Source organism: Stenotrophomonas sp. LM091 (assembly GCF_001806305.1).
GTDB lineage: Bacteria > Pseudomonadota > Gammaproteobacteria > Xanthomonadales > Xanthomonadaceae > Stenotrophomonas > Stenotrophomonas bentonitica_A.
On sequence record NZ_CP017483.1, the window covers coordinates 3025749 to 3047435 of the forward strand.

The following is a 21687-nucleotide window of genomic DNA, read 5'->3' on the forward strand; positions in this document are numbered from 1 at the left end:
AAACTCGCCGCGTCGACCCCTTCCTGGATGCATCCCATGCAGCGTTTTGCACTGGCCGCCGCGCTTGGCCTGGCCCTGGTTCCCACCGCCCACGCTGCCGTGGACTGTTCGGCACCTGTCAGCGCATCACCGCTGCCGCTGCCGGCCACCGCGATCGCACCGGTGGCCGAAGAGCTGTACATCCGCAACGTGCAGCTGGGCATGCCTGCCGGCGTGCTGACCTCCAACTTCGACCAGGAACAGTCGCTGGACCGCGTGCTGCAGCGCCTGCGCATCGACGGCTGCCAGAACATCGCCAAGGCGATCCCCAGCGCACCGGTGATCAACCCGAACGATCCGGCCGCCTACAAGCCGCAGACCGAGTTCGACAACACGCCGTGGCGCTTTGACATGAGCCAGAACGGCAAGCGCATGACCGCCGAAGAGTTCGACGCCTGGATGAAGGCGCGCGGTGTGCGCGTGGTCAAGGCGCGCCCGGTACCGGCTGCCGTCCCGGCCGCCGCCACCGAAGCCCCGGCTGAGACCAAGCCGGCGGACAAGAAGTAAGCCGCCTGAGCGGAGCACGATGACGACACGCCGGCCACCCGCCGCGAACGCGTCCCGACCACGCCGCCCCGAGCGGCGTGCGAGCCCCGCAACAGGCAGCCGCAGCACCGCCTCCAGCGCCACCCCGACCGCACCGCGCCATGGCCTGGCGCGGGTACTGTCCAAAGCCGGGCTGTGCTCGCGCACGGAAGCGGCGCGCTGGATCGCCGAGGGCCGGGTCACGGTCGATGGCCGTGTCATCAACAACCCCGAATTTCCGATCATCGACGGCCGCCACCAGGTGCGCGTGGATGGTCAGCCGCTGGACGCCCCCAAGCGCGTGTACCTGCTGTTGAACAAGCCGCGCGGCCTGGTCACCACCGCGCAGGACGAGCGCGGCCGCGACACCGTCTACCGCTGCTTCGACGATGCCGGGCTGCCGTGGATTGCGCCGGTCGGGCGCCTGGACAAGGCCAGCGAAGGCCTGCTGCTCTTCAGCAATGATCCGCAGTGGGCCGCGCGCCTGACCGATCCGGCCACCGGTCCGGACAAGACCTATCACGTCCAGATCGATGCCATCCCCGACGCCGCGCAGCTGCAGGCGTTGTGCGCCGGCATCGAGGACGAAGGCGAATGGCTGCGCGCGCGCCGCGCCACGCTGCTGCGCAGCGGAGACAAGACCGCCTGGCTGGAAATCGTGCTGGAGGAGGGCCGCAACCGGCATATCCGCCGGTTGCTGGCCGCCTTGGACATCACCGTGCTGCGCTTGGTACGCGTGGCGATCGGCCAGCTGCCGTTGGGCGAGCTGGGCAAAGGCGCCTGGCGCGAGCTCAGCCAACACGATCTGGATCTGCTTCATGCCGTGGCCGACAGCGCCGCGGCGACACCGTGACCTTGTGGCCTGCCGGCAGGTGGCAGGCCAGTCGACCCGGGCAATGGATGGCCTTCGAAGGGACGTTCCGTTCAACACCGGGAGTAAGACCATGCACGTCAGTACCCTCAACCGTTCCCTGTTCCGTGGCGCCTGCCTGCTGTTGCCGGCCGCGCTGCTGACCGCCTGCGGCGGCCACAAACAGATCGCCAAGCAGGATCCGCCGGTGACCGACAAGGTGGTGGAGATCAAGATTCCCGAGCTCGATGGCCGCGGCAGCTACCGCTTCCTGATGAGCGATGGCGACAAGCGCATGAGCGCCGACGAGTTCGATGCGTGGATGAAGGCCAACGGTATCCGTGTGGCCAAGGGCAACGGCCAGGATGGCCCGGTCGCGGCACCGGTGGTGGTGGCCAGCAAGGAAGAGGCCAAGGACCAGAAGAAAAAGAAGAAGTAACCCGCCGCGCGCGTCACCCCAACGGTAGAGCCGACCGTTGGTCGGCTGGGCACGCAAGGCGAGCCCCCGCATCCGATGTCCACACCCCCCAGCGGTAGAGCCGACCGTTGGTCGGCTGGAGCACGCAAAGCGTGCCCCCATGCCGGAGGTTCATGACCTGCGACGAGAGGCAGCCGACCAACGGTCGGCTCTACCTCCGCAATGCGCGGGTGCTACGGCCGTGCCGACCGGTGGTCGGCTGCGGCCCTCAGCCCTTGATCACGCCCAGCTCGACGCCGATGCGGGTGAACGCATCGATGGCGCGGTCCAGGTGCGCACGCGTGTGCGCGGCGCTGATCTGGGTGCGGATGCGGGCCTGGCCCTTGGGCACCACCGGGAAGAAGAAGCCGATCGCGTAAATGCCTTCTTCCAGCAGGCGCTCGGCAAACTTCTGCGCGAGCGGCGCGTCGTACAGCATCACCGGGCTGATCGGGTGCACGCCCGGCTTCACGTCGAAGCCGGCAGCCGTCATCTTCTCGCGGAAGTAGGCGGTGTTCTCGGCCAGCGTGCTGCGCAGGTCGTCGGCGGCGGCCAGCATTTCAAAGGCCTTGATGCCGGCGGCGACCACGTGCGGCGGCAGCGAGTTGGAGAACAGGTACGGGCGCGAGCGCTGGCGCAGCAGCTCGATCACTTCGGCGCTGGCGCAGGTGAAACCGCCCAGTGCGCCGCCCATGGCCTTGCCCAGGGTGCCGGTGATGATGTCGATCTTCTCCAGCACGCCCTTGACCTCGGCCGAGCCGCGGCCGGTCGCGCCGAGGAAGCCGGTGGCATGGCATTCGTCGATGTGCACCAGCGCGTTGTACTTCTTCGCCAGTGCGGTGATCTCATCCAGCGGGGCGATGAAGCCGTCCATCGAGAACACGCCGTCGGTGGTGATCAGCTTGGTCCTGCAGCCGGCCGCATCGGCGGCCTGCAGCTGGGCTTCCAGATCGGCCATGTCGCAGTTGGCGTAGCGGAAGCGCTTGGCCTTGCACAGGCGCACGCCGTCGATGATCGAGGCGTGGTTGAGCGAATCGGAAATGATCGCATCGTGCTCGCCCAGCAGCGGCTCGAACAGGCCCCCGTTGGCATCGAAGCAGGCCGCGTACAGGATGGTGTCCTGCTTGCCGAAGAACCCGGCGATCTGCTTTTCCAGCTGCTTGTGCAGGTCCTGGGTACCGCAGATGAAGCGCACCGAGGCCATGCCGAAGCCGTGGGTATCCAGCGCGTCCTTGGCCGCCTGGATCAGGTCCGGATGGTCGGCCAGGCCCAGGTAGTTGTTGGCGCAGAAGTTGAGCACGGTGCGGCCGTCGTCGAGGGTGATCTCGGCCGACTGCGGGCTGGTGATGATGCGTTCGGACTTGAACAGGCCCTGGGCGCGGATCGCCTCGAGTTCTTCAACGTAGTGCTGGGTCAGCGAGGCGGTGGTGGCGTCGGTCATGGCAGGCAGTCTTCGGCACGGGAAACCCGGGATTTTACCTGTCGCAGGCGGCCGCCGGGTTGCATGTCCGGTCGATCGCGCCGGGGCCGGCGGGGAACCGTTGCAGACGTGATTGTTGCATCGCAATATCAATCAGGTTAAAAAACTGTAAACCGCACCGTTCCGCCCACCCCCACGTCTGGAGAGACCCCGCATGAACCACGCCACGCGCTGTACCGCCGCCGTTGTGCTCTGCGCCGCCCTGCTTGCCCCGTTTGCCGCCAGTGCCCAGGACGAGGCCGCCTCTCCCTTCAGCTGGAACGTGACGGGCGTATCGGACTACGTGTTCCGCGGTGTCTCCCAGACCGATGAAGATCCGACGATCCAGGCCGGTTTCACCTATACCTCGCCGGTCGGCCTGTACGCCGGTGTCTGGGGCTCGGGCGTGGACTTTGGCGATGGCGGCCCGGACGCCGAGGTCGACTACCTGATCGGCTACGCCTTCGACGTGTCCGACACCGTCAACCTGGACCTGCTGCTGAACCGCTACACCTACCCGGGCTCCAGCGAACTGGCGTACAACGAGTTCATCACCAAGACCACCTTCGCCAAGCAGTACAGCCTGACCGTGACCTACACCAACGACGTGTTCAATTCGGGCACCGATGCGTGGTACTACGCCGTGGGTGGCGAGTGGGCGCTGCCGCAGGACTTCACGCTGAGCGCCAACGTCGGCCGCAGCACCTTCGAAGAAGGCATCTCCAAGGATTACACCGACTGGAACGTCGGCGTCAGCCGCCAGTTCGGCCTGTTCAATCTCGGCCTGGGCTACTACGGCACCGACGGCAACGGCCGCGACAACTCCGGCAAGCTGGCCGACAGCCGCGTGGTGTTCACGGTCGGCATCGGGCAGTAACCGGCGCCCGACACCGCCGACCACCTCGCGAACCAGAAAAGGCGCCCGGATGGGCGCCTTTTCTCTGTGGGTCTCACACCATAACCCCTGCTGGAGCGCCGCCCCCTTCCTGTTCAAGGGGGCGCGCCAACGGCGCGGGAATACGGTGGATTGGACCATTGATCATCTGTGCCGAAGGCGCAGGTGATCAATTCCAGCTCAACACCACCTTGCCGGCCTTGCCCTGTTCCATCAGGTCGAAGCCCTTCTGGAACTCATCGATCGGCAGCTGGTGGGTCATCACCTTGCCCAGCGGGAAGCCGGACAGCACCAGCTGGGTCATCTTGTACCAGGTCTCGTACATCTTGCGGCCGTAGATGCCCTGCACGGTCAGGCCCTTGAAGATGATCTTGTCCCAGTCGCAGCCCGCGCCCTTGGGCATGATGCCGAGCATGGCGATCTTGCCGCCGTGGTACATGCAGTCGAGCATGTCGTTGAACGCGCGCGGGTTGCCGCTCATTTCCAGGCCCACGTCGAAGCCCTCCATGTGCAGCTCCTTCATCACGTCCTTGAGCGAGGTGTTGGATACGTTGACCACGCGGGTGGCGCCCATGTCGGCGGCCAGCTTCAGGCGGAAATCGTTGACGTCGGTGACCACCACGTTGCGCGCGCCGATGTGCTTGCAGATGCCCGCGGCGATGATGCCGATCGGGCCGGCGCCGGTGATCAGCACGTCCTCGCCGATCACGTTGAACTCCAGCGCGCAGTGCGCGGCGTTGCCGTACGGATCGAAGAAGGCGGCCAGCTCGGACGGGATCTGGTCCGGGATCGGCCACAGGTTGCTGGCCGGCATCACCATGTATTCGGCGAAGGCGCCGTTGACGTTGACGCCGATGCCCACGGTGTTCGGGCACAGGTGCTGGCGGCCGCCGCGGCAGTTGCGGCAATGGCCGCAGACGATGTGGCCTTCGGCCGAGACGCGCTGGCCGATTTCATAACCGGTCACGCCCGGGCCGATCTCGGCGATGCGGCCGACGAACTCGTGGCCGATGGTCAGGCCCGGCTTGATCGTGCGCTGGCTCCACTCGTCCCACAGGTAGATGTGCAGGTCGGTGCCGCAGATGGCGGTCTTTTCCAGCTTGATCAGGACCTGGTTCGGGCCGGGGGTGGGGACCGGAACCTCTTCCAGCCAGATGCCCTTGGCGGCTTCGCGTTTGACCAGGGCCTTCATTGTTTGCTGCGCCATCGGGGTGGAACTCATCTGGGGGAAAACGCGGATTATAAAGGGCTGCGCGGAATTCCCATGTTGCGCTGCGGGTGCGCTGGCGGAACGAAAGGCGGGGGTGCATGGGCGTTTCGAACGGCGCCGCTGCGCTCGCCGGGCCATGCCCGGCGGACGGCGGCATGGCCCAGCCCATGACTTCCGGGGATCGGGCCGGGGCAGGGGGCTGGGCTACACTCGGCGGTTCTTTCACCAGGGGCTGCTCAATGCGCTCGAACCTGCTTGCCTTCTCCGTCGTCGCCAGCCTTGGGCTGGTCCAGGTCGCCCATGCCGCTGAAGGCATGTGGGTGCCGCAGCAGCTGCCGGAAATCGCCGGCCCGCTCAAGCAGGCCGGCCTGAAGCTGTCCCCGGAGCAGATCTCCAACCTGACCGGCGACCCGATGGGCGCGGTCGTGGCATTGGGCGGCTGCACCGCCAGCTTCGTCTCCCCGCAGGGCCTGGTGGTCACCAACCACCACTGCGCCTACGGTGCGATCCAGCTGAATTCGACGGCCGAGAAGAACCTGATCAAGGACGGCTTCAACGCCCCGACCCTGAAGGACGAACTGAGCGCCGGCCCGAACGCCCGCGTGTTCGTGCTGGACCAGATCACCGACGTCACCGACCAGGCCAAGGCCGCCATCGCCGCCGCCGGCAAGAACCCGCTGGCCCGCACCCGCGCGCTGGAGGCCTTCGACAAGGCCCAGACCGCCGCCTGTGAAGCCGATGCCGGCTTCCGCTGCCGCCTGTACAGCTTCTCCGGCGGCAACACCTACCGCCTGTTCCGCAATATGGAAATCAAGGACGTGCGCCTGGTCTACGCGCCCCCGGGCAGCGTCGGCAAGTTCGGCGGCGACATCGACAACTGGATGTGGCCGCGCCACACCGGCGATTTCTCGTTCTACCGCGCCTACGTGGGCAAGGACGGCAAGCCGGCCGCCTTCTCGGCCGACAACGTGCCTTACCAGCCCAAGCACTTCCTGAAGTTCGCCGACCAGCCGCTGGGCGCCGACGACTTCGTGATGGTGGCCGGCTACCCGGGGCGCACCAACCGCTACGCCCTGGCCGGCGAGTTCAATGAAACCGCCAGCTGGACCTACCCGACCATCGCGCGCCACTACAACGCGGTGCTGAAGATGATCGACGAGGCCGGCAAGGCCGACCCGGACGTCAAGGTGAAGTACGCCGCCACCGCGGCCAGCATGAACAACGTGGCCAAGAACTACGCGGGCCAGTTGGAAGGCTTCAAGCGCATCGACGCGGCCGGCCAGAAGCAGGCCGAAGAAGCCGCCGTGCTGGCCTGGCTGAAGAAGCGCGGTGCCGCCGGCAAGCCGGCCCTGGCCGCACATGCGCAGCTGATCCAGCACCTGGACACCAGCAAGGCCACGCGTGAGCGCGACCTGTTCGTCAGCCAGTTCAACAGCACCTCCGCAGTGGGCTCGGCGATCACCCTGTACCGCCTGTCGATTGAACGCAGCAAGGCCGATGCCGAGCGTGAGGTCGGCTACCAGGAACGTGACCTGCCCTCGATCGAAGGCGGCCTGAAGCAGATGGACCGCCGTTACGTGCCGCGCATGGACCAGCAGCTGCAGACCTACTGGCTGAGCCAGTACGTGGCCCTGCCGGCCGCGCAGCGCAGCAACGAGGTGCTCAACCAGTGGCTGGCCGGCAGCGACAAGGCCGCCGTGGATGGCCTGGTCGGCAAGCTCTCGGGCACCAAGCTGGGCAGCCTGGATGAGCGCCTGAAGTGGTTCAAGGCCGACCGCGCTGCCTTCGAAGCCAGCACCGACCCGGCGATCCAGTACGCGGTGGCGGTGATGCCGGCGCTGCTGCAGCAGGAAGAGCAGAAGAAGACCCGCGAAGGCGAGTCGCTGGTATCGCGCCCGCTGTACCTGCAGGCCGTGGCCGACTACAAGAAGAGCAAGGGCGAGTTCGTCTATCCGGACGCCAACCTGTCGCTGCGCATCACCTTCGGCAACGTCATGGGCTACGGCAAGGACGGCGTGAACTACACCCCGTTCACCACCCTGGAAGGCGTGGCGGCGAAGGAAACCGGCGAAGACCCGTTCGATTCGCCCAAGGCGCTGCTGGAAGCGGTCAAGGCCAAGCGCTATGGCGGGCTGGAAGACAAGCGCATCGGCTCGGTGCCGGTGAACTTCCTGTCCAACCTGGACATCACCGGTGGCAACTCCGGTTCGCCGGTGCTCGATGCCAACGGCAAGCTGGTCGGCCTGGCCTTCGACGGCAACTGGGAATCGGTGAGCTCGAACTGGGTGTTCGATCCGGTGATGACCCGCATGATTGCCGTGGACAGCCGTTACATGCAGTGGATCATGCAGGAAGTGGCGCCGGCGCCGCAGCTGCTGAAGGAACTGAACCTCAGCAAGTAAGCCGACACGTCGGTTTCGATGACCCCGCAGCGAAATCTGCGGGGTTTTTTTTATGTGCGACGTACAGTCAAGCCCGCGGCGCCTTGTTTTCCCCCGTGGGGGCGCGCCGGCCTGGGCCGGGCAAGGGAGGCCAGCAAGCCAGCATGCCCGCAAGCAACGAAGCGCAAAGCGCCGCACAGCTTCACCGCCGCGACCGGGTATGATCCCTGTTCGGTGTGGTTTCACAGGATGTGAACGAAACGCCGCAACCTCCTCCCCCAAGGACCCCTTGTCCGCATGCGCATCCTGCTTGCCCGTCACGGCGAAACGCCGTGGAATGCCGAAGGCCGCTACCAAGGCCAGATCGATATCCCGTTGTCGCCGATCGGCGAAGCCCAGGCCAAGGCCTTGGGGGAACGCCTCAACTCGGTCGACATCACCCGCGCCGTCGCCTCACCGCTCGTGCGTGCCCAGCTGACCGCCCAGCTCGCCCTCGGCGCCGAGCGTGCCCCGATGCTGCTGACCGAGCCGGACCTGCAGGAAATCGCCCACGGCGAATGGGAAGGCCTGCTGGCCAGCGAAATCCACGAGAAGGATCCCTCCCGCCTGCGCGCCTGGCGCGAAGAGCCGGATACCGTGCTGATGCCCGGCGGCGAATCGCTGCGCCTGGTGCTAGAGCGCAGCTGGCGCGGCCTGGCCCGTGCCGCCGAAGGCCTCGGCGAGCATGACACCCTGCTGGTGGTCGCCCACGACGCCGTCAACCGCGTGATCCTGTGCCGCATCCTCGGCCTGCCGATCTCGCGGCTGTGGACCTTCCGCCAGGCACCGACCACCCTCAACCTGCTCGAAGGGCCCGACCTGGACCAGCTGGAAGTGGTCCGCCTCAACGATTGTGCCCACCACACGCCGTTCTTCGGCGAAGCCAAGCACCGCGCGCTGTAACGCACTGCGTCCCATCCTGCCGTCCGCCCCAACGATTTCGATCCAACGACCATGACCTCCACCGCCCGCCCGCAGACCCTCTCCGACTGGCTCGGCTACATCGAGCAGCAGCACCCCGCCACCATCGACATGGGGCTGGACCGGGTGCGTACCGTGGCGCAGGCGATGGGGCTGGGCGCACCGGCCGAGCGCAGCATCGTGGTCGGGGGCACCAACGGCAAGGGCTCCACGGTTGCCTTCATCGAGGCGATCGCCCGTGCGGCCGGCTGGAAGGTCGGCGCGTACACCTCGCCGCACCTGCTGCGCTACAACGAGCGTGTGCGCATCGATGGGCAGGACGCCAGCGATGACGAACTGATGGCCGCCTTCAACGCCATCGAAGACGCGCGCGGCGATACCACGCTCACCTATTTCGAGTACGGCACCCTGGCCGCGCTGCATCTGTTCGCACAGGCCGGGCTGGATCTGGCCGTGCTTGAAGTCGGCCTCGGCGGGCGCCTGGATGCGGTGAACATCGTCGATGGCGACGTGGCGGTGATCACCACCGTGGACATCGATCACAGCGATTGGCTGGGCGAGGACCGCGAAGCGATCGGCACCGAGAAGGCCGGCATCATCCGGGGCTGGAAGCCGGTCATCCTGGGCGAAATCGATCCGCCCTCGAGCGTGCTCGCGCGTGCCTACCTGCTCGGGGCCAATGCCATCCGCGGCGGCAGCGACTTCTTCGCCGAGGCCATCGATGGCGAACGCTGGCGCTGGCGTGATGTCGGCTTCCGGCTTGAACTGCCGCACCCGGCCCTGCGTGGTCCGATCCAGCGCGCCAATGCCGCCACCGCGATTGCCGCGCTGCGTGCCCTGGATCGCCCGCTGCCGCGCACCGCCTTCATCGAGGGCGTGGCGGCCGCGCGCATCCGTGGCCGCCTGCAATCCTTCGATCGTGATGGTGTGGAGGTGCTGGTCGATGTCGGCCACAACCCGCAGGCTGCCCGTGAGCTGGCGGCGGCGCTGAAGGCCAGTCCCGTCACCGGCAGCACCATCGCCGTGTTCGCTGCCCTGCAGGACAAGGATGCTGCCGGTGTCGTGGATGCCTTGGCCGATCAGGTCCAGCAGTGGCATCTGGCCGGCCTGGAGGGCGCGCGTGCGCAGAGTGCCGCGGAACTGCAGGCACGCCTGGCGGGTACGGCTGCGGCCGCCGCAACGCCGCACGCGACCGTCGTGGAGGCCCTGCAGCATGCCGTGACGCAGGCCAACGCCGGCGACCGCGTGCTGGTGTTCGGCTCCTTCCATACCGCCGCACAGGCGCTGCAGACGCTCGACCCCGGCGCCTGAGGGCGCTTTGCGGTGCCGTTCAGCCGCATCAGCCGCCGCACACGCGCGCACCCGTATAATCGCCGTGGCATTCCGCCGCGCCGCCTGCCTGCCTTCACGTGGATACTCCTCTGAAACAGCGACTGATTGGTGCCATCGTCCTGGTGGCGTTGGCCGTGATTTTCCTGCCCATGCTGGTCAAGGGTCCCGCACCTGACAGTGGTGTCGCCAACGTGCCGATCAGCGCACCGGCCGCGCCATCGGATGGCCAGTTCGAAACCCGCGAGCTGCCGCTGGTCGCCCCCACCGGTGGCGCCACCGGCCTGCAGAGCGGGGCATCGACCACCCAGCCGCTGGCCGACAGCGCTGCCGTCGCCGCCGATCCGGCCCCGGCCGATACCTCGCCGGCCGTGGCCGCCGGCAACTACGCCGTGAGCTTTGGCGCCTACGCCAGCGAAGCCGATGCCGACCGCGTCATCGCCTCGCTGAAGAGTGCCCAGCTGGCGGGCTTCCGCGAGCCGGCCACCATCAACGGCCGCCAGGCCTGGCGCGTGCGTGTCGGCCCCTACGCCGATCGTGCGCTGGCCGAAGCGGGCCGCCTGCAGGCGGTGAAGGTGCGCAACGACGTCAAGGCCGAGGTGATCACCCTCGATGCGCGCGCCGACACCGCGGTTGCCGCGACCCCGGCCGCCACCGCACCGATTCCCTCGGCTGCACCGCCGGCCTCCAGCGCCGCCGCCGCGCCATCGGGCAACACGGTGAAAACCGAATCCCTGCCGGCCGAACCGGTCGCGGCCGCCAAGCCGGAACCGAAGCCGGCCGCGCCCAAGCCCGAACCCAAGCCGGCACCGGCACCCAAGCCCGAAGCTACCGCTGCGGCGCCTGCTGCCCCGGTGGCCCCGGCGGCCAGCAGCGTCGGCTTCGCCGTGCAGCTGGGTGCCTTTGGCCAGGCCACCGAAGCCAACGCGCTGCGCGACAAAGTCCGCGCCGCCGGCTTCAGCGCCTTCGTGGAGCAGGTCCGTACCGACAAGGGCACCCTCAACCGGGTCCGCGTCGGGCCGGTCGCCAACCGCGCCGATGCCGAGAACCTCAAGGCCCAGGTCGCCGCCAAGGTCGGCGTGGCCGGCATGGTCCGCCCGCATCCCTGATGCCTGACCTGCGCCGCCCCGCATCTGCTGGACGGCGCCTGCCGCGCGGCCTGACGGCATGATCGACATCGTCCTGCTGGTCCTGATCGGCGCCTCGGTCCTGCTGGGGCTGATGCGCGGCTTCGTCGGGATCGTGGTTGGCACGCTGTCCTGGCTGCTGGCCGGTTGGGCCGCATTCCTGTTCGGTAACGACGCGGCGCACGGGTGGGCCGCCCCCCTGGAACCGGGCACCGGCCACTATGTTGCCGGCTATCTGGGGGTCTTCCTGATCGTCATGATCGCGGTGGGCCTGATCGGCATGCTGATCAAGGCCGCCGTGAAGGTCACCTGCCTGACGGGCGCCGACCGCATGCTGGGCGGCGCGCTGGGCCTGGTCCGGGGCGCCTTCCTGGGCTGCGTGCTGCTGATGCTGGCCGCCTTCACACCGTTGCCGCAGGAGCCGGCCTGGCAGACCTCGCAGGTGCGTCCGCTGCTGCAGCCGGGCGTGCGCTGGATGCAGGCGCAGCTGCCCGAGATGGCGTTGCCGGAGGTGAATCTGCCGCAACTGCCGACGATGGATTTGGGCAAGCCGCTCGCGACAGGCGATAATGGCGTCCTTGGCGAGGTAGTGGCAGGGCGCGGATGGCCGCGTCCCGTTGACGAGGGGAGGGAGACGGCACCTGCCGACGCTGCGGCGCGCGGGCCGGCTTCCACACTGCCAGTCAATATCGAGCCGGCGCACCCGCGTCCGGACGACACCGCTCCGGCACGGAACGGTACCCCCGGCCAGGCACGGCCACCTTCACTGTAGATGGGCGCAGCCCAGCGGAGAACTCGCACCATGTGTGGCATCGTCGGAATCGTCGGCAACCAGAACGTCGCCGGGCAGTTGTATGACGGCCTGACCGTCCTCCAGCATCGTGGCCAGGACGCGGCCGGCATCGCCACCGCCGATGGCACCCGCCTGCGCGTGCAGAAGGCCAATGGCCTGGTGCGTGATGTGTTCGATGCCAAGCGGATGTCCACGCTGGAAGGCCGCGTCGGCATCGCGCACGTGCGCTATCCCACCGCCGGTTCGGAAGGCATGGACGAGGCGCAGCCGTTCTACGTGAACTCGCCGTACGGCATCGCACTGGCCCACAACGGCAACCTGATCAATACCGAAGCCCTGCGCCAGCAGGTGTTCGAGCAGGACCGCCGCAACGTCAACACCGATTCGGACAGCGAAGTGCTGCTGAACGTGTTCGCCTTCGAACTGGACGCGCAGCGCCAGCTGACCCCGGAAGCGGCGATCCGCGCCGTGGCCGCCGTGCACCGCCGGGTCAAGGGTGGCTATGCAGTAATCAGCGTGGTGCTGGGCCTGGGCCTGGTCGCCTTCCGCGATCCGCATGGCATCCGCCCGCTGGTACTGGGCAAGCGCGCCCACGCCGAAGGCGATGAATACATCGTGGCCTCCGAATCGGCCGCACTGGACGTGCTCGGCTTCCAGCGCGTGCGCGACGTGCGCCCGGGTGAAGCGCTGGTCATCACCGCGCGCGGCGAGCTGTTCTCCGAAGTCTGCGCCGAGCCGGTCGAGCACAGCCCGTGCATCTTCGAGTACGTGTACTTCGCGCGCCCGGATTCGATGATCGACAACGTGTCGGTGCACAAGGCGCGCATGCGCATGGGCATCAAGCTGGGCGAGAAGATCCTGCGCCTGCGCCCGGACCACGACATCGACACCATCATCCCGATCCCGGATACCTCGCGCGATGCCGCGCTGGAGATCTCCAACACCCTCGGGGTGAAGTACCGCGAAGGCTTCATCAAGAACCGCTACATCGGCCGCACCTTCATCATGCCGGGCCAGGGTGAGCGCGTGAAGTCGGTGCGCCGCAAGCTCAACCCGATCCACCTGGAGTTCCGCAACCGCGTGGTGCTGCTGGTGGATGACTCGATCGTGCGCGGCACCACCAGCCAGCAGATCGTGCAGATGGCGCGCGACGCCGGTGCCCGCAAGGTCTACCTGGCCAGCGCCGCGCCGCCGGTGCGCTACCCCAACATCTACGGCATCGACATGCCGGCGGCCGAAGAGCTGGTCGCGCACAATCGCAGCATCGAGGAAATCGAGAAGCACCTGGGCTGCGACTGGCTGATCTACCAGGACATCGAGGACATGGAAGCGGCGGTCAGCGAAGGCAATCCGGAGTTGAAGTCGTTCGATTCCTCATGCTTCAACGGCGTCTACCCGACCGGGATCGAGCCGGGCTACTTCGAGCGCATCCAGCAGCTGCGTTCAGACGATGCCAAGCACAAGCGTCGCGCCTGAGGGCAGGGCATGAATGAGGTGTTGGACAGCGCGGCCGGCGATCTGCTGCAGGCCGCGCAGCAGTGCCTGGCCGAGCCGGATCCGCTGCGCAAGGTCGCATTGACCCAGCACTACGCCGCGCAGTTCCGGGCCGGTCGCCTCAAGGCACCGGCCGATGCGCCGCCACCGGCGCCTATCCGGATGCCGGGGCGCCCGGCCAGGCCGACCCTGGTCCACCCGCGCGATCTGCCGCGGCGTGGCCTGGGCAGCGTGGAGGGGCGTGCCGCGTTCGTGCATGCCATCGCGCATATCGAACTCAATGCGATCGACCTGGCCTGGGATGCGGTGTACCGATTCCGCGGCCTGCCGACGTCGTTCCATGCCGACTGGGTCAGTGTGGCCGATGACGAATCGCGCCACTTCATGCTGCTGCACGATCGGCTGCAGGCCAATGGCTATGCGTACGGCGATTTCGACGCACACAACGGCCTGTGGGAAATGTGCGAGAAGACCGCGCACGACGGGCTGGCGCGCATGGCGCTGGTGCCGCGCGTGCTCGAAGCGCGCGGGCTGGATGTCACCCCGGGGATGATCGTGAAACTGCGTGCCGGGGGCGACCATGCCACCGCCGATGTGCTGGAGATCATCCTGCGCGAAGAAGTGGCGCACGTGGCCGCCGGCTCGCGTTGGTATCGGTGGTACTGCACGCGTGAGAACGTCGAGCCGCGCCCGCGTTTCATGGCGCTGCTGAAGGAATACGCCGGCGGCTTCCTCTATGGCCCGTTCAATCTCGAAGCGCGCCTGCTGGCTGGCTTTGATGAGGAAGAACTGGCCGAGCTGATCGAACAGACCGAGCTGCGCGGTCAGGTGTTGGCCAGCACCACGCGCTGACCGCTCGCGGTCGGCCGGTTGACGTAGAACAGGCCCGGCCCGGGTCGATACGGCAACTCCCGGGTGCCTTCATCGGCGGCGTAGAGCAGCGCGGTATCGCCCAATGCATCGAAGTTCCAATGTGCTGACTGCATCAGGTAGCGCTTGCGCAGCAGCAGCTCCTGCGCGGCGTCCAGCGGCTGGCCGGCCAGCAGTCGCGCTGCGATCGGTTGCAGCTCCATCGGCAACGCCAGCGCAGGCAGTTGGTCGGGCGAGGTCGTCCACGCCACGCCCGCCGCAGCGGCGCGCTGGTGCAGCAGCCGCAACGCGATGAACTGGTAGCGCGCATCGATCTCGCGGCGCAGGACGACCGCCGCGTACCCACGCAGGGTGAGTTGCGGCAGCACGCTGCGGCTGCCGGCGATGCGCTGCTGCTGCCACTGGTGCCAGACATCGACCCAGATCGCGCCATCGCCCAGGCCGAGCGTGCGCTGCCAGCGGCGGCAGGTTGCCTGCGCGGTGCGGTAGACCGTGCTCGCGCGCAGCAGTGCCAGCGGCGGCACCGCGCCTGGCGCCAGCCCGGTACCCCGCAGCAGCTGCCCCTGCGGGCGGCTCAGCAGTTTGGGCCCTTCGATACGCTGGTCGTAGCCGCCGCCAATGTTGGCGTGCACGCCCGGCAGGGCGATCTCTTCGTGCTCGGGTGCCACGCTGGTAAGCGCGAAATGTTCGCGGTGTTCATCGCGGGCGACCAGCTGCACCACCTTGTCCGCACAGCCGGGGCGCAGCGCGAGCGCCGGCATCTCATCGCGGTGCTGGCGGCCGATCGCCACCACGGTATCGAGCAGCCCCACGAAGCGTACCGGCCGCGCGGTGGCGGGGAATCCCGGCGCCAGCGCCCAGCCCGAGCGCACCAGCTGTTCGCGCAGCCACGCGGCACCGGCGGGCGCATTGAGCACGTTCACCACGTCGCGTGCACTGGCCGCGCCACGCGAATAACCGAACAGATCCACCCGCACGCTGCCCAGGGTATGACCGGGCTGCGCGCGGGCCAGCTGGCGCAGCGCCTCCGGCAGCAGCTGCTCCAGCGCGCGCCGTCGTTTGGCGCGTACGCCGGTGCGTCCGATGCCGAACGCCAGCCCCATCAGGTCGTCTTCCTCGCCGGTACGCGTGCCCACGCCTTCGATGTAGATCGACAGCGCGAGGGTGCTTCCGGCCGGCGGCAGCTGCCGATGGTCCGGGTACAAGGCGTGCAGCCGCGCGATGTTGGTCAGGCCGTTGCTGTAACTGCTGGTCAAGCGGCTCTGGTACGGCGAGGCATCATCGGCGACCACCGCAGGTGGGCGCGGCGCAGGCGTGGTGGCACCGGGCGGGCGCGAGGCGCGCTGCAGGTTGTCGGCGTTGTTGCGGGTGCCGTCGAAGAACAGGCCGATGTGCAGCGACACCGTCGGCGCCGTCGTCGGTTGGATAGCTGCCACCGCCATATCGTCCCTGTTCCCCGAGGATGCCCGGCTAAGGTAGCGCGGAAGCCCCGCGCCGGAACAGCACGGCAGGCAGGGCCGCTGCCGGCGTCAGCTCGCCAGCGAATCCAGGGTCCAGCCGTCCGGGGTGACGCGCAGCACCGAGCCCTGTTCGTACCAGTCGCCCAGCACGATGCGCGTGCAATCGCGGCCCCCGGCCTGCAGGGCATGGATGGCGGGGCGGTGGGTATGGCCGTGGATCATGGTGTCCACGCCGTAGCGGCCGAAGGTGGCGTCCACTTCCGCCGGCGCGACATCGGTGACGGTCTCGAACTGGGCACGGTCACCCTGTTTCATTTCCGACTGGCGCGCCTGGCTGGCATCGCGGGCCTTCTGCGCGAAGGCAATGCGCGCGGCCAGCGGCTGCGACAGGAACTGCGCCTGGAACACCGGGTCGCGGGTCTGTGCGCGGAACTGCTGGTAAGCGGTGTCGTCGGTGCACAGCAGGTCGCCATGCTGCAGCAGCACCGGGCGGCCGTACAGATCGATCACACTCGGGTCGGGCAGGATCGTGAATCCCGCGCGGCGCGCATAGTCCTCGCCGACCAGGAAATCGCGGTTGCCACGGATGAAGTACACCGGCACGCCGGCGTCGGCCACGGCATGCAGCGCGACCGCGACCGCATCGGCGGCCGGGGAGGGCGTGTCATCGCCGATCCAGGCTTCGAACAGATCGCCCAGGATGTACAGGGCATCGGCCTGCATCGCTTCATCGCGCAGGAACGCCAGGAACAGGTCGGTGATGGCTGGACGACTCGGGTCCAGGTGCAGATCGGAGATGAACAGCGTGGTCATGCCCGCATTGTAAAACGGGATCACGGGCGAGGCATCGCTGCAGGGTGAAGCGCCTGGCTGCGTCAACGCAGCACGGCCATGGCCGCTACAGCGGCAGCCACTGCAGGCTGGCCGCCGCCAGCAGGGCGGCAATCCCGGTCGCGGCCAGCACATCGCTGGGGTAATGCAGCCCCAGCACGACCCGCGACAGCCCGATCAGCATCGTAAAGGGCACCAGCACCGGGGCCAGCCACGGGTAATAGGCCAGTGCCACGATCGTGAAGGACACCGCGTGCAGGGTGTGCCCGGACGGGAAACTGAACTCGTCCAGCGGCGCCACCCAGGCGCGGATGCGCAGGTCGGCCGCGTAGGGCCGCGGGCGTCGCGTCCAGCGTTTGAGGCCTTTGTACAGCAGCAGGGCCATCAAGCCGGTGGCGGCCATGTGCAGCGAGGCACGCAGGCCGTCCAAGCCATCCAGCAGCACCAGCGCCCCCATCAGTGCGTACCAGAAGGCGCCATCGCCCAGGCGGCTGATCACCGCGAAGGCATGGCGGATCCGGCGGTGCCGGCAATAGTGGTTGGCGCGGCGGCACCAGCGCGTTTCGCGGCCACGCAGGGCGTCAAGCGGCGTGGTCGGCATGTGCCCTCCGGGCGTGGGCCAGTTCAGCGAGCAGCGCATCGAACTCGGCGACCACGTGCTGCGGATGCAGGCGCTTCATCGCCGTGGCGGCGTTACGGCCGAGCCGGTGGCGTAACGTATCGTCGCCGGCCAGCTGCACGGCGGCGGTCACAAACTCGCTGTCGTCATTCACGGCGATGCCGTTCTCATCGGTACGCAGGTATTCGCGGGCGGCGCCGTAGTCGAAGGCGACCGTGGCCAGTCCGCTGGCCATGGCTTCAAGGGTCACGTTGCCGAAGGTCTCGCTGCGGCTGGGGAACAGGAACAGATCGCCGCTGGCGAAATGCCGCGCCAGCGCATCGCCGCGCTGCACGCCGCAGAAGATGAAGTCCGGGTTGTCGTGGGCCAGCCTGGCGCGCGCTGGGCCATCGCCGACGAAGATGAAGCGCGCCTTCGGGCGTACCTGCTGCAGGCGGCGGAACGCTTTGACCGCCAGCCCGAGATTCTTCTCCGGGGCGATGCGGCCGACATGGATCGCCGCGAATCCGTTGCCGTCGATACCCCATTCCTCGCGCAGCGCCGGGTCGCGCCGCTCGGGTTCGAACTGGCTGCTGTCCACCGCGCGCGCCAGCAGACGGACGCGGTCGAAGCCCTGCTCGCCGAGGAACTGCTGCAGCTCCTGGGTCGGCACCAGCGTCGCATCGGCCTGGTTGTGGAAGCGGCGCATCCAGCGCAGCGCGGCGGCCTGCAGCCAGGCCACGCCGTAGTCGGGCAGGTATTCGTCAAAGCGGGTATGGAAGCCGGTCGCGACCGGAATGCCGAGGCGTCGCGCGGTGCGCAGTGCCGACCAGCCCAGTGGGCCTTCCGTGGCGATGTAGATCGCGTCCGGCCGCTGCTGCTGCCACTGGCGGCTCAAACGGGCGGGCGCGGGCAGGCCGAAGCGCAGGCCGGGGTAGCGGGGCAGGTTGGCGCCGGTGACCAGGACGGTGCCTTCGGCGTTGTCCACATCGGACGGTTGCCGGGGCCGGACCAGATCCACCTGGTGGCCGGCGGCACGCAGCCCCAGTTCCAGGCCCTGCACGGTCAGGGCGACGCCGTTGACTTCCGGGGGATAGGTTTCGGTGACGATGGCATAGCGCATGGCGGGCCTCCGGTATGCCACGCATGCTGGGGCCGGGCGATGTAGCCGACATGACCGCCGTATGACGCCGGCATGACGCGCACGCCGGCAGAAAAACACCACGGCCCCGAAGGGCCGTGGTGATCGAGCGAGGTTACCGGGCGGCGATCAGAAACGCTGCTGGTACTTCATGTACAGGAAGCGGCCGATGTCGTAACCGCCGTAGTACGAGAACGTCGAGTTCGGCTGGGTGTACATGATCGGGCCGTACTTCTCGAACACGTTGTTGGCACCGACCGAGACGGTGGCGTCCCACGGCAGGGAGTAGCGGAACTGCACGTCGTGGAAGGTGACCGAGCCGCGCTCGTTGTAGTCACGCGAGCCGGCATACCACGGGGCCTGCACGCCGGGGTCGGAGCACTCGTCCGGTCGGGCTCGTGCGTTGATGCAGCGTTCCTTGACGCCGGAGTAGTAGCGGGCGGTCCAGCTGGCGCCGAAGTTGCCCACGTCCCAGCCCAGGGTCAGGTTGGAGCGCACGCGGAAGCCGCTGCCGATGCCGTTTTTCGTTTCGGGCACCACATCAGCGTCGTTGGTGGTGCGCTCGAGGTAGGAACTGACATAGGTCGTCGTCCACCCGGTGCTCAACTTGCCATGGCGGGTATCCAGGTGGTGGCTCAGCTCCAGGTCGTAACCTTCGGTTTCCAGGAAACCGGAGTTGCGCCTGCCGTACGTCAACTGGTCCACGATGCCGGTGACCGGATCGCGGGTGAAGCCGCTGCAGCGCGAGGTGATGCCCTGCTCATAGCAGTCGCGCAGCATGTCGTTGGGGTGATCGTTGACGATGGTGTTGTCGATGCGGACCTTCCACCAGTCCAGCGCCACGTTGAGGTGGGGCACGAAGGACGGGCTCCAGACCAGGCCCAGCGTGCGGCTGGTCGAGGTTTCCGGCTGCAGGTCGGGGTTGGAGCCGTTGGTGAACGGCACCGGGGTCTGGTCGCTACTGCTGGTGATCGGCACGCCGCCCTGGCGCAGCTGGCGGTAGGCGTCGGCATTGGCGATGTCGGCGGCGCACCGGGCACGCACCTCGGCACTGCTGGCCGAGGCCCCGTAGACGGTGTCGCAGGGGTCACGGTAGCCGGTGGTGAAGGTTTCCGAACCGCCGCCATACAGATCGGAGATGGTCGGCGCGCGGAAGCCCTGCGCCCATGTGCCGCGCACCAGCAACTGCTCGATCGGCTTCCACTTGAAGCCGAACTTGCTGTTGAGGGTGGTGCCGAAGGTGCTGTAGTCCGAGTGGCGGGTGGCGGCGCTCAGGCTCAGCTCGCGCGCACCCGGCAGGTCGGCCAGGATCGGCACGCTCAGCTCCAGGTAGGCCTCATTGACCTTGTAGCCGCCCCCGGTCGGGCCGGCGGCCAGGTTGGTGGTGGCACCGCTCTGGGCCAGCGCATCGGGGATGAACTCACCGGCCTCCTTGCGCGTTTCCACGCCGAAGGCGAAGCCCAGATCACCGGCCGGCAGGGTCATCACCGTACCGGCGATGCTGGCGAACGCATTGCGGGTGGTGGTCTTGCCGCGCGTGATTTCCGGCGGGAACAGATGGTCGATCAGGGCCTGGTTGCCGCTCAGCCCATTGGGGTCGTTGCTGCCATACGGCGCCAGCGGGTTCCACGGCATGCAGCCCGCGATCGGTGCGCCCGGGACGCCACATTCCACCTTGCCGGTGGCCTCGTTGTAATACGACGGGCCGACCGCGTTCTTGACCCGTTCCTTGTGCAGATTGCCGGTCGACCGCTGCAGCAGTTCGCTGCGGTTGTACTGGTAGCCCACTTCCCAATCGAAGTAGCGCTCGCCCACCTCGAAGCTGCCTTCCAGCGCGGCCACGGCGCGCCAGGTGGTCAGCTCGCTGGTGCTGACCCGCGGAACCTCCCAGGCGCGGCGGTTCCAGGCGATGTCGGTGGGGGTGTCATAGCCGTGGTGGTTGCCGAACGGATTGAACCAGCTGTCGGCCGACATCCGCCCGATACCGGCGGTGGCGGACTGCAGCGGATAGCCGGCCACCTGGCGCGTGGAGGTGCGCTCGTTGTAGCCCAGCTGGGTGGTCAGGCGAATGTCATCGGTCAGGTCCAGGCGGCCATCGAGGAACAGCGAATCGCGCTTGAGCGGCGAGATCAGGTGCATCTGCTCCTGTGCGTTGCTGACATCACCGGTGAACGGGGTCAGATCGCTGAGATGGTAGTTGGCCGGGTTGGTCGGGTCGGCGCCGCGATCCAGCGAATAATTGCAGCCCGCCGCGGCGGTGCAGCCCGGGCCCCTCAGGCCAGTGATCTGGCCCCACTGGCTGAGGTGGGTCCAGTTGTCGCCGGGGTGGCGGGTGGTGTTCGGGAATTCGCTGAACCAGCGGTTGCGTGCCCAGACGCCCTTCTCTTCGGTGTGCTCGGCCGAGAAGGTCAGCGAGGCACGGTCGTTGGACCAGCCGGCCACCACATCGACACTGGTGCGCGCGCCATCACCTTGGCTGTACTGGCCCTGGTAGACGTTGGCGGTCACGCCGCTGACGTTGCTGCGGGTGATGATGTTGATCACGCCGGCCATCGCGTCCGAGCCATAGATCGCCGAGGCGCCATCCTTCAGCACCTCCATGCGTTCGATCGCCGAGACCGGCACGCTGGAGATGTCCTGGTAGCCGCCGGTATTGATGCCCAGACGCTTGCCGTTGATCAGCACCAGAGTGCGTTGTGCGCCCAGGTTGCGCATGTCGATGTAGGTGCCGCCGGCGTTTTCGCCGGCAGCGAGCACGTTGGAGCGGCTCAGCGCCGGGCTGCCGACCGCGGTCAGGTTCTGCAGGATGTCGGCAACTGAACTGAAGCCCTGCCGCTCGATGTCGGCGCGGCTGATCGCGAGCACCGGCTGGGCGGACTCGACATCGACCTGGCGGATGCGCGAGCCGGTGATCTCGATGCGGTCCAGGGTGGTCGGGGTAGCGTCCTGGGCGAGGACGGCGGTGGATGCCAGGCCAGCAGTGCCGGCGACCAGGGCCAGGCGGATCGCCTGCCCCAGCGGGGTAGTGGATGAAGACATGATCGACTCTCTCTCTAATCGGAACGACGTCCAAGAAGTCGGCGGACCCAAGTACCGCCTTCTTCAAAAATCCAGCCCAATGAAGGCCGGTGTTCCGAGAGTAGATCGATTCGTTAAGCGTTCATGAAGGACATGTGAGGTCGTTCTCACAAATACGTCATGGGCCGTGCGTTCTGCGAATTCGGTCCACGAATTGCTGCAGACGCACGTTTGGAAGCGGGTGGAAAGC

18 protein-coding genes are annotated in these 21687 nt (G+C 67.7%); 11 read left to right on the top strand and 7 right to left on the bottom strand.

The window, feature by feature from the left end:
* Window positions 1-36: 36 nt before the first annotated feature.
* From BIZ42_RS13255 to BIZ42_RS13265, 3 genes are all read left to right on the top strand, one after another.
* Window positions 37-546, top strand: coding sequence for a hypothetical protein (locus BIZ42_RS13255; protein ID WP_046272397.1), 510 nt, complete (start codon window positions 37-39; stop codon window positions 544-546).
* 19 nt (window positions 547-565) lie between these two features.
* Window positions 566-1417 carry a pseudouridine synthase gene (locus BIZ42_RS13260; RefSeq protein WP_070426699.1) on the top strand — a complete coding sequence of 284 codons (852 nt, stop codon included), beginning with the start codon at window positions 566-568 and terminating at the stop codon, window positions 1415-1417.
* Window positions 1418-1508: 91 nt separating this feature from the next.
* Complete coding sequence (locus BIZ42_RS13265; RefSeq protein WP_046272395.1) at window positions 1509-1853, top strand: hypothetical protein; 345 nt, start codon at window positions 1509-1511, stop codon at window positions 1851-1853.
* A gap of 247 nt (window positions 1854-2100) precedes the next feature.
* On the opposite strand, the gene kbl is transcribed toward BIZ42_RS13265, so the two are convergent.
* Window positions 2101-3312, bottom strand: coding sequence for a glycine C-acetyltransferase (gene kbl / locus BIZ42_RS13270; RefSeq protein WP_070426700.1), 1212 nt, complete (start codon window positions 3310-3312; stop codon window positions 2101-2103).
* 193 nt (window positions 3313-3505) lie between these two features.
* Here kbl and BIZ42_RS13275 point away from each other — a divergent pair, with 193 nt between their 5' ends.
* Window positions 3506-4207 (top strand): TorF family putative porin, encoded by a 702-nt coding sequence (locus BIZ42_RS13275; protein ID WP_070426701.1) that lies wholly within the window; start codon window positions 3506-3508, stop codon window positions 4205-4207.
* A 187-nt stretch (window positions 4208-4394) separates the two neighbouring features.
* Here the strand turns inward: BIZ42_RS13275 and tdh are convergent, their stop codons facing one another.
* Entirely contained in the window at window positions 4395-5417 is a 1023-nt protein-coding gene (gene tdh / locus BIZ42_RS13280; RefSeq protein ID WP_026070190.1) for an L-threonine 3-dehydrogenase, read from the bottom strand.
* Between the two features lie 257 nt (window positions 5418-5674).
* Here tdh and BIZ42_RS13285 point away from each other — a divergent pair, with 257 nt between their 5' ends.
* From BIZ42_RS13285 to BIZ42_RS13315, 7 genes are all read left to right on the top strand, one after another.
* Complete coding sequence (locus BIZ42_RS13285) at window positions 5675-7837, top strand: S46 family peptidase (RefSeq protein ID WP_070426702.1); 2163 nt, start codon at window positions 5675-5677, stop codon at window positions 7835-7837.
* Window positions 7838-8113: 276 nt separating this feature from the next.
* Entirely contained in the window at window positions 8114-8758 is a 645-nt protein-coding gene (locus BIZ42_RS13290) for a histidine phosphatase family protein (RefSeq protein WP_019185829.1), read from the top strand.
* 51 nt (window positions 8759-8809) lie between these two features.
* A complete protein-coding gene (gene folC / locus BIZ42_RS13295) occupies window positions 8810-10087 on the top strand; it encodes a bifunctional tetrahydrofolate synthase/dihydrofolate synthase (protein ID WP_070426703.1) in 1278 nt (425 codons plus the stop codon).
* A 98-nt stretch (window positions 10088-10185) separates the two neighbouring features.
* Window positions 10186-11214, top strand: coding sequence for an SPOR domain-containing protein (locus BIZ42_RS13300; protein WP_070426704.1), 1029 nt, complete (start codon window positions 10186-10188; stop codon window positions 11212-11214).
* A gap of 58 nt (window positions 11215-11272) precedes the next feature.
* The gene (locus BIZ42_RS13305; protein WP_070426705.1) at window positions 11273-12004 is read left to right on the top strand and encodes a CvpA family protein; all 732 of its coding nucleotides are present in this window, start codon (window positions 11273-11275) and stop codon (window positions 12002-12004) included.
* 30 nt (window positions 12005-12034) lie between these two features.
* Window positions 12035-13501 (top strand): amidophosphoribosyltransferase, encoded by a 1467-nt coding sequence (gene purF, locus BIZ42_RS13310; protein ID WP_019185825.1) that lies wholly within the window; start codon window positions 12035-12037, stop codon window positions 13499-13501.
* A 9-nt stretch (window positions 13502-13510) separates the two neighbouring features.
* Window positions 13511-14371, top strand: coding sequence for a ferritin-like domain-containing protein (locus BIZ42_RS13315; protein WP_070426706.1), 861 nt, complete (start codon window positions 13511-13513; stop codon window positions 14369-14371).
* Here the strand turns inward: BIZ42_RS13315 and BIZ42_RS13320 are convergent.
* The 5 genes from BIZ42_RS13320 to BIZ42_RS13340 form a co-directional block, all read right to left on the bottom strand.
* Window positions 14344-15792 carry a DUF2235 domain-containing protein gene (locus BIZ42_RS13320; RefSeq protein ID WP_237393508.1) on the bottom strand — a complete coding sequence of 483 codons (1449 nt, stop codon included), beginning with the start codon at window positions 15790-15792 and terminating at the stop codon, window positions 14344-14346. The genes BIZ42_RS13315 and BIZ42_RS13320 overlap by 28 nt on opposite strands.
* 126 nt (window positions 15793-15918) lie before the next feature.
* Complete coding sequence (gene lpxH, locus BIZ42_RS13325) at window positions 15919-16662, bottom strand: UDP-2,3-diacylglucosamine diphosphatase (protein ID WP_019185822.1); 744 nt, start codon at window positions 16660-16662, stop codon at window positions 15919-15921.
* Between the two features lie 85 nt (window positions 16663-16747).
* Complete coding sequence (locus tag BIZ42_RS13330) at window positions 16748-17281, bottom strand: phosphatase PAP2 family protein (RefSeq protein WP_019185821.1); 534 nt, start codon at window positions 17279-17281, stop codon at window positions 16748-16750.
* Entirely contained in the window at window positions 17262-18401 is a 1140-nt protein-coding gene (locus tag BIZ42_RS13335) for a glycosyltransferase family 1 protein (protein ID WP_070426708.1), read from the bottom strand. Before BIZ42_RS13335 ends, BIZ42_RS13330 begins: the two co-directional genes overlap by 20 nt.
* 147 nt (window positions 18402-18548) lie before the next feature.
* Complete coding sequence (locus BIZ42_RS13340; RefSeq protein ID WP_070426709.1) at window positions 18549-21458, bottom strand: TonB-dependent receptor; 2910 nt, start codon at window positions 21456-21458, stop codon at window positions 18549-18551.
* Window positions 21459-21687 lie beyond the last annotated feature (229 nt).